4 protein-coding genes and 2 pseudogenes are annotated in these 6,201 nt (G+C 72.1%); 3 read left to right on the top strand and 3 right to left on the bottom strand.

What is annotated here, in order from left to right; all coding sequences use genetic code 11:
- Positions 1-828: LCP family protein (locus AC069R_RS24665; protein ID WP_478768986.1), on the top strand; the 828-nt coding region annotated here is incomplete at its 5' end.
- Positions 829-852: 24 nt separating this feature from the next.
- On the opposite strand, the gene AC069R_RS24660 is transcribed toward AC069R_RS24665, so the two are convergent.
- Both AC069R_RS24660 and AC069R_RS24655 read right to left on the bottom strand, forming a co-directional pair.
- The gene (locus AC069R_RS24660; RefSeq protein ID WP_478768985.1) at positions 853-1,425 is read right to left on the bottom strand and encodes a hypothetical protein; all 573 of its coding nucleotides are present in this window, start codon (positions 1,423-1,425) and stop codon (positions 853-855) included.
- A pseudogene (locus AC069R_RS24655) lies at positions 1,422-1,829 on the bottom strand (sensor histidine kinase); the annotation flags it as partial. The pseudogene AC069R_RS24655 and the gene AC069R_RS24660, both read right to left, overlap by 4 nt.
- Before the next feature lie 18 nt (positions 1,830-1,847).
- Between AC069R_RS24655 and AC069R_RS24650 the strand changes: the two are divergent.
- Positions 1,848-2,717, top strand: a pseudogene (locus tag AC069R_RS24650) (L,D-transpeptidase); the annotation flags it as partial.
- Positions 2,718-2,787: 70 nt separating this feature from the next.
- Here the strand turns inward: AC069R_RS24650 and AC069R_RS24645 are convergent.
- Positions 2,788-4,017 (bottom strand): ROK family transcriptional regulator, encoded by a 1,230-nt coding sequence (locus AC069R_RS24645; protein WP_478768984.1) that lies wholly within the window; start codon positions 4,015-4,017, stop codon positions 2,788-2,790.
- Positions 4,018-4,248: 231 nt separating this feature from the next.
- Between AC069R_RS24645 and AC069R_RS24640 the strand changes: the two genes are divergently transcribed.
- Complete coding sequence (locus AC069R_RS24640) at positions 4,249-6,180, top strand: hypothetical protein (RefSeq protein WP_478768983.1); 1,932 nt, start codon at positions 4,249-4,251, stop codon at positions 6,178-6,180.
- Positions 6,181-6,201 lie beyond the last annotated feature (21 nt).

The following is a 6,201-nucleotide window of genomic DNA, read 5'->3' as shown; positions in this document are numbered from 1 at the left end:
TCCCAGCACATCTTCCTCAGTTCGATGATCCGGAAGTTCAAGAGCGCGGGCACCCTCACCGACCCCGGCGCCGTCTACGACCTCGCCGACGCCGCGACCAAGGCGCTCACCGTGGACAACGGCCTCGACACGGTGAAGAAGCTGATCGGGCTCGCCGCGGACGTGAACAAGGTGCCCGCCAGGCGGATGACCTTCACGACCATGCAGACGACCCCCGATCCGGACGACGGCAACCGGGTCGTGGTGGCAGCGGGCGCCGAGACCCTGTTCTCGGCCATCGCCAACGACCGGTCCCTGACCACCGGTTCCGGGGGGAGATCCACGGCGACCGCCGAGGCGGCCGAGGCGACCGTGCCCGCGTGGCAGATCGCGGTGACGGTGGAGAACGGCACCGCCGTCACCGGCCGCGCCTCCGCCATCGCCGCCGCGCTCACCGGCCAGGGCTTCGGCTCCGGTACGACCGCCGCGAACGCGCCGCGCTTGTCGGCGGCCACCACGCTCACGTACGGCGCCGGGCAGGAGGCCGAGGCCCGGACGGTCGCCAGGGCGCTCAAGCTGCCCGCCGCCCACCTGAAGCAGGGCACCGCCACGGGCCTGACCCTGGTCGTCGGCGGCGACTGGCCCAGCGGCACCGGCTATCCCGGCGGCGCCTCCTCGGATCCGCCCGCCACCAGGTCCGCGGTCGGCGGCGCCCATGCCTCAACCGCCGACCAGGCCAAGGCGTGCGCCAAGGTCAGCCCCTACAAGACCGTCACCCTCGACGGGGTCCCGATGACGCCGTCCGAGGCGTACGCGGCAGCGGGCGGCAGGCCCGACTCGGACGGATGACGAAGACGGCGGAGCCCGCGGCCCTCACCCGGCCGGGGCTCCGCTCGGGCTTCCGGGCTGAGCGGGTGCGGTATCGAGGCGGCCCAGGGGGCAGGTTCCGGCCGTCGAGACGCCGTCGCTGCCCCGCATGCGCACGGTGACATCGCGGCCGGCTCCGTCGCTGTAGGCGATGGTGCAGGTCAGCTGGCTCAGCGCGGTCCCGTTCAGGCCCCGCAGCGGGATCGGCAGGGTGGCGCTGACGCCTTCGCTCCCGGAGGGCCGCACCTCGGTGCTCGCGCCGGGGACGGGCGGGGGCAGCGCGGTGCCGAGCCCGGCGGCCCGGTCCGTCGGCTCAGGGCCCCGGAGCAGTGCGAGAACCGCCCGCTCCGGCGAGCCCGGTGAGGGGCGTGCCAGGGTTCTGACGACCGGGACCACCCCGCCGTCCGGGTCGCGGAGGAAAAGCAGGAAACCGTAGGCGGGGTCGACGTACGCCTCCAGGGTGGCGGGGCCGCCCACCTGGACGACACCCGTCCGCTGGACGCCGCAGCCGCCGAGCAGCAGCAGGGACACGGCAGCGGTCGCGGCGGCCGTGCGCCGGCGGCCCGGCCCGCGCCTCATACCGCGCTCTCCTCGGCGTGCAGGGGAATCTCGGCGGTGAAGACGGCACCGCCTGCGGGCAGGTTCGCCGCGCGGACGGTGCCGCCGTGCAGGCGTACGTTCTCCAGGGTGATCGCGAGTCCGAGCCCGCTGCCCACCGAACGGGTGCGCGCCGCGTCGGCCTTGTAGAAGCGGTCGAAGATGTACGGCAGGGACTCCGGGCGGATGCCGGGACCGGCGTCGGCGACCTCCGTGACCAGGACGGACCTGCCGCCGGGGCGGTTCTCGGTGCGCAGGCGCACGGTGACGGGAGCGCCCCCGTGGCGCAGCGCGTTGCCGACGAGGTTGGCGACGACGACGTCGAAGCGGCGGGGGTCGAGCCGGGCGCGCACGCCCTCGGTCAGTTCGGTCCGCACCCGGCCGTCGGTCCATCGCGATCGCGGTACTCCGTCACGGCGGTGACCCGCGCGAAGGGCGGCAGCGGGGACAGGACCACCGCTTCCTTCACCACGGCTCCGCCGGACAAGGTCAACAAGGTCGACTGGCGGCCGGGCACCGGTACCACGGTGGGCATCGCCCAGCCCATCTCGCTCGTCTTCGACAACCCGGTGACCGACAAGGCCGAGGTCGAGAAGCGGCTCAAGATCACCACCTCGGACGGGACCGAGGGATCCTGGGCCTGGGTGCGCGACTACTCCGGGAAGGACAGGGCGGACTGGCGGCCGAAGGCGTACTGGAAGACCGGTACCAAGGTCACCCTGGACGCCGAGCTGAACGGCACGGACTCGGGCTCCGGCGGCTGGTTCATACGTGACTGCACGACCACGTTCACCATCGGCACCCGGCAGGTGGTCAAGGCCGATCTCGACAGCCATCAGCTCCGGCTGGTCCGCGACGGCAGGACGGTCCGGACGATCCCGGTCTCCGCCGGCACGCCCTCCGGTGACACCCGGTCCTGGCGTGGCACGGCGGTGCTGATCGCGAAGGAGGGCACGATCCGGATGAACTCCGAGACCGTCGGCCTCGGTTCCACCTACGACCAGATGGTGGCCGACTCGATGCGCCTGACCTGGTCGGGGATGTACGCGCATGCCGCGCAGTGGAACGCCGCCTACTTCGGCAAGGAGAACCGCAGCCACGGCTGCATCGGGATGAGCAACGCCGACGCGGACTGGCTGTACCGGCAGGTGCGGCCGGGGGATCCGTTCGAGATCACCGGCAAGGAGACCAAGGGCGTCATCGCGCCGGGGAACGGCTTCGGCGACTGGAATCTGTCCTGGGACCAGTGGCAGGACAGGAGCGCCCTGCGCTGAGCCGTACCGGTGGCCGCCGGCCGTACCCGATGGCCGCCGGCCGGGGCCGGCGTCCTTCACGCCCGAGGCGTCACCGCGGTGTCGTCGCCGTGGCCGCCAGCGGGTCGGCGAAGAAGGCGTCCAGTGCCGGTGCCGCCGCGCCCTGGACCAGCGCGGACGGCCCGGTCAGCGCGGACGGTACGACGGGCGTGTCCGCGTGCGGGAGGGCGCGGCGGGCGCGCGCGGCGGCGACCAGGTCCGGGAAGTGCTCGGGAGCCAGCCGGACGCCCCCGCCGACCACGGCGACGTCGGGGTCGTACAGGTCGAGGAGAACACCCAGGGCGGCACCCACGCCGTCCGCCCGCCGCCTGAGCAGGGCGGCTGCCCGGGCGGCCGGTCCGGTGCCGGCGCGCGCGAGCGCGATGACGTCCTCGATACGGGCGTCGGCGCGCACCAGCCCCTCGTCCGCCGCGGCCGCGACGACCGCCCCGTCGCTTCCGTTCGCCCCCAGGCAGTCGGTGCGGCCGCAGGCGCAGCGGATGCCGTGCCCGCCGTCGCCGACGGCCAGGTGGTCGATGACGCCGGCCGCCGCGATGCGGCCGCGGGCGATCCGGCCGTGCAGGACGTGCGCGGAGCCGAGCACGTTCCCCACGAACAGGTAGAGCACGTCGTCGGCCCCCCGTGCCGCGCCCAGCCGCGCCTCGGCCAGGGCCAGCACACGCACCGTCGAGTCGACCGTCGGCGCGGGCAGGCCGGGTACCCGCAGCCCCTCCCGGAGCGGTACGTCGTGCCAGCCCAGGCCCGTGAACTCCCGGACGACGCCTTCCACGGGGTCGACCCAGCCGCCGCAGCACGCGCTGTAGCCCAGCACCGACGCGCCGCCGCTCCCGGACAGCAGCTCGTCCACCAGGTCGCGGGCGAGAGCGAGTACGCGGGCGGGCCGCTCGGCGAAGTGGTCGCGGGCGGTGATCGAGACGACCTCGCCCGAGAGGTTCAGCAGACCGGCCGTGACCCGTCGCAGACCGAGGTGCACGCCGATGAACCGGTGCCGCGCCGTGTCGAGTTCGACCGGCACGCGGGGCCGGCCGGGTTCCCGTCCTCCCGCGGGCGGCCTGCTGGATTCGACGACGTAACCGGCCTGTGCGAGGACAGCGCTGATCTTGGTCACCGCGGTCGGGCTCAGCCCGGTGAGGTCCGCGATCTCCGAACGGGCCAGCGGGCCGCTGTTCCTGACGGCGCGCAGGACCACGGCGGTGTTGCTGCGGCGCAGACTCTCCAGCCGGCCGGCCGTACCGGGCCCCGCGCTCTGCTGGATCGTCATGGGGTTCCTCCGTGGGTCGGCCGGATCCGGGACTGCGAGCAAAGGGTTGACGGCCCCTTGCCATTAGTTTCTACTGTGCGGAAATCAATTGGCAAGCGGCCAGGGCCCGCAGGGGCTTCCCGTGTCTTCCGGTCGTCCGCCGACGCCCGCGGTCCGGATCCCCCGCCCGCGGAGGCGTGAGAAAAGAGGATCAGCATGGGCAGGAGAAGGAGAAGGTGGCGGCTCGGTGTCATGGCGCCCGTCCTGGCGCTGATGGCGTTCGCCGCCGCCTCGCCGCCGGCGTCGGCGGCCACGGTGACGGTCAGCGTCGACCCGTCGACCGTCACCGGCCAGGACATCAGCCCCCTGATCTTCGGCGCGAACCACCGGTACGGCCTCGACGGCAGCGGCGCCGCCGACCCGAAGACGGGCCGCACGTATCCGGGCGTCGAGGACGCGATCAAGCAGACCGGCCTGTCCATGATCCGCTATCCCGGCGGCACGATGGCCAACACCTTCCAGTTCGACAAGGCGATCGGCGCCCAGTCGGGCCGCTCGGACCAGGTCAACGGAAGCCCGACGGCCCCCGTCCCGGTGGACAGCACCTTCGGCCCGGACGAGTTCGGCAAAATGCTCGACGACACCGGCACCACCGGCGACCTGATGCTGAACTCCGCCACGGAGACCGCGCAGAAGGCGGCGGACTTCGTGTCGTACATGACCGGCACGCCCGGCGGGAACCAGGACGGCGGCACCGACTGGGCCCAAACCCGCGCGGACAACGGCCACGCGGCGCCGTATCCGGTCTCCTACGCCGAGATCGGCAACGAGCCCTACTACACCGGCCAGCAGTACTGGATGAACGGCACCGCCGTCTCCTACACGAACCCCTCCTGCGCCTCCATCGACAAGCTGGCCTGCCTGTACGCGTTCGGCGGCACGACGTCGTTCGCCAAGCAGCGGCTGTCCCAGCCGGACGACTGGCGCGACGCGGCGGGGGTCAGCAAGGGCACGGCGAACCAGTCGTTCGCCATCCGGTACGCCCCCGTGGTCGGTTCGGCCACCACCGTCTACGTCAACGGGGTCGCCTGGACCCGGGTCGCCAACCTGAGCTCGGTCGGCGCGGTCGACGACTACGCGCTGGACCCCACCACCGGCAAGGTGACGTTCGGCGACGGCACCCACGGGAACATACCGCCGAGCGGCGCGGTCCTGACCTCCACGTACCAGTCGGGCCCGCACGAGGGCTTCGTCGACTTCTACAACGCCGTCAAGAAGGTGGCCCCCAGCCTGCCGGTCTGCTCCTCGCTGGACACCAAGCAGTTCTTCCAGGTCATGGGCTCCACCAATCCGTACGACTGTGTGGTCTTCCATTCGTACGTGGCGGACCCGAAGACCTACTCCGACACCGACGACTTCATGGGCCAGCTGATGAACACGCCCGGAAACCAGTCCTCGGCGATCACGGGCGTGCACAACAACATCGTCGCGTACGCGGGTGCCCGCGCCGGCCAGATCTCGCTGCTGGTGAGCGAGTACGGGAACACGGGCGGCAACCCGGACTTCCCCGACTCCCTGCTGTGGGAGGGCCAGGGAGTGCTGAACGCGGCCCAGTTGCGCAGCTTCATCCTGGCCCAGACGTCGGCCAACGTGCTCGGGGCGGAGCGGCACGCCCTGATCGACTACACGTTCTCCCCGCCACCGACGGATCTCGGCGTCTCCGACATGAACAATGTCCTGTTCGGCGGCCCGGCGACGGCCACCCAGCCCGCCGTCGTCGAGCCGGCGGCCATGGCGATCCAGCTGATGTCGAAGATGGCCGGCCAGGACCGGATCAAGAACTCGGTCACGAACAATCCCACCCGGACCCTGTCCACGGGCGGAAAGCTCAGTTCGCTCCAGCCGCTCGCCTCGAAGGACGCCGCTGGCAATATCCTCATCACCGTCATCAACTGTGATCCCGGCAACGACGTGTCCGCGACCGTGACGGCCGGGAGCTCCTACACGCACACCGGCTCGGTCGACTCCTGGACGCTGGCCGGTCCGGGCTACCAGTCGTACAACACCCCGTCGTCGCCGAACGCGGTGCACATCGACCAGGCGACCACCTCCGTCGGCACCGGAGACTTCACCTGGGACTTCCCCGCCCACAGCGTCACGGTCCTGCAATTGCACAAGGCGTGATCACGGCGGCCGGGGCCGCTC

This window comes from Streptomyces sp. NPDC043952 (assembly GCF_056435325.1).
The sequence above is the reverse complement of the archived record's forward strand: the minus strand, read 5'-3'. Positions and strand labels throughout refer to the sequence as shown.

Bases quoted from the DNA above. Each gene is read 5' to 3' on its own strand.
- AC069R_RS24660 (WP_478768985.1), bottom strand. From the start codon at position 1,425: ATGAGGCGCGGGCCGGGCCGCCGGCGCACGGCCGCCGCGACCGCTGCC.
- AC069R_RS24640 (WP_478768983.1), top strand. From the start codon at position 4,249: ATGGCGCCCGTCCTGGCGCTGATGGCGTTCGCCGCCGCCTCGCCGCCG.
- AC069R_RS24645 (WP_478768984.1), bottom strand. From the start codon at position 4,017: ATGACGATCCAGCAGAGCGCGGGGCCCGGTACGGCCGGCCGGCTGGAG.